2 protein-coding genes are annotated in these 2,104 nt (G+C 67.4%); one reads left to right on the forward strand and one right to left on the reverse strand.

The annotated features are described in order from the left end of the window. The first annotated feature begins 1,190 nt into the window (after positions 1–1,190). Positions 1,191–1,331 carry a hypothetical protein gene (locus E2E34_RS35785; RefSeq protein WP_167518446.1) on the forward strand — a complete coding sequence of 47 codons (141 nt, stop codon included), beginning with the start codon at positions 1,191–1,193 and terminating at the stop codon, positions 1,329–1,331. Between the two features lie 291 nt (positions 1,332–1,622). Here E2E34_RS35785 and E2E34_RS36855 read toward each other — a convergent pair. Then, a partial coding sequence (locus E2E34_RS36855; RefSeq protein WP_244316387.1) for an excalibur calcium-binding domain-containing protein occupies positions 1,623–2,104 on the reverse strand: 482 nt, incomplete at its 5' end.

Consider the following 2,104-nt stretch of genomic DNA (forward strand, 5'->3'; position numbering starts at 1 on the left):
CACCCCGCCCTGCACCGTGAGCCGCCCCCGCCGGGCCACTTCCCCCTGCAGGTGCTGGTCGATACGCCCCCAGTACGGGTCAACCGCAACGCGGTGGCAGCCCTGTAGCGCGCCGGCCAGCCTTCGCACCGCCCGCGGGTCGGCATCCATCACTTGTGCCAGCCACGGCACCCGCCGCGTACTCGTGCGCGGAAGTACGGAGAACTCCGTGCGCAGCCGCCGCTGAGGCGCACTGATCAGCCTCTCTAATCCCTCATCCATACAGCCCGCCGCGCCCACAAGAGTGAACAGATCCACCAGCCCACCGGCAGAAGAGCTGAGAAACCGCGCCGTTTCCCTCCCATCGGCGCTGATCCGCGGACCAGTACGCGCACGCCACCCACCGAACAGCGCCGCACGCTCACGCCGCTGCACAGTCCGCAGGCTCAACTGCGTCTCTGCCAGCGGCCCCAACACCGTGACCTGTACCCGCGCCAGATCTTCGACAGCGAAGTGAACCCGTAGCACAACATCCCCCTCACCAGCGCCCGCGGCTCATCCTTCCCACCGCTCTCAATTCGGGACAGCCCGAAACGAGTCGACTCCCGCACTGTGCTGGGCGGACGCTTTCCCCGACCGACAGGCCCGGAGGGGCCTTTACGAAACTCGCCGTCCATGGGAAGGATCGTGTACCAGATGTCTCGTCTACGACGCGCTGCCGCCACCCTCGTCGCCACCGCCGGACTGCTCGCCGGAGGTGTCACTGCCGCGCCTTCCGCCTCCGCCGCGGCCTCTGGCGCAGCTCATGTCACCACCGTCGCTGCGGCGACTTCCTCGGAAGTTTCGATCATGGCTGTGCCGCCCGGGTGCAGTGCCTGGATCGACTGGTACGCCGGTAAGGGGCGGGGGCACCTGAACTGCTCAGGCAGTGGGTCAGATGTGCGCGTTACCGTCGCGTGCGGAAACGGCGATGTGAAGCGCAGAGCCGTCGGCTACGAGTACGCCAGGGCAGAGTGCCCCAGTGGGCTCGGGGCGATCCGCGTGAGCGGCGCTTACGTGTAGCACGCAACAGTGCTACACGGCCGCCTGGCCAAGCCGTGGTGGCCACTCTGCGTGGCGGCCCACCACGGCGCGTGCAAGGACACTTCATGCGTCGTCCCCGCGGAGAGCTTCAGGCAGCAAACTCACCCTCACGGCCTTCGTCTTGATCGGTGCGCCTTGATCGGAGGCTCTTCCTCGGCGGCATGGTCTACGTGGCCTACCGGCACCCGAGGTTCGCCACGCCCCTGATGGTCGCCGGCACGTTCGGCGCTGCGCGCGCCGGCGTCGTCGTCGCCATTGCCACCTGGTGAGCGGCGCCGGGGCCGGTGGGGCAAGTCCCGTTCGCACGGCTTGCCCCACACCGGTCCGCCTGCGATCTCCAGGCGGACAACCCCTTGCCAGTCCAGCGGCTAGGGGCACTTCCAGTCCTCACCGATTGCGGTCAGTTGTTCCGCGCGCTCCACCGCCCGCTCCGGCTCCTTGCCGAGGCCGCCTTTCCTGCGAATCTCGGCCATGTGCCCCCGAGGGCACCATCGCTTCAAGATGCCCGAGGACCGCCGCTGGACAGGGGCTGGCTTGACAACGGCTGTAGGGATGATCCCTTAGTTGGCCTCGCAACCGATGCCGTCACCGTCGCGGTCGAGGTTGTGTGGGTCGGACAGGCCGACCCAGACGGGTCCGGGAAGGTCTGGGCAGTCGACGTCGGGCTCACCTGCGGAGGGCCCGGGCGGGTAGGTGCTCTCCGGTTCGTCCGGCGTCGGCGGTTCAACGAGGCGTATGGCGGCGTCAACGATGATTCCGCCCCTGACTGTGTAAGTGCCCTCGTAGGACTGCTGGGTCCCATCTGGCCGCAGTACATCGATCACTACAGTCACGGTCCCGCCGCTGACATCAAGGATGTGAACGGTGTCGCGTTCAACATCTGCAAACCCTGCCGCGAAGGACGAATAGGAAGGGTCGCCAAGGTTCTTGCCTCCGAGGTCCCACGCCCGTCGATAGTCGCGCGCATTGATGGCATTGAAGTACGCCTTGACGGTGGAGGCTGCGTCAGAGGGAGCGGACGGCTTGGGCGTGGTCGGGGCTG

It is taken from the genome of Streptomyces albidochromogenes (assembly GCF_005981925.1).
Classification (GTDB): domain Bacteria; phylum Actinomycetota; class Actinomycetes; order Streptomycetales; family Streptomycetaceae; genus Streptomyces; species Streptomyces albidochromogenes.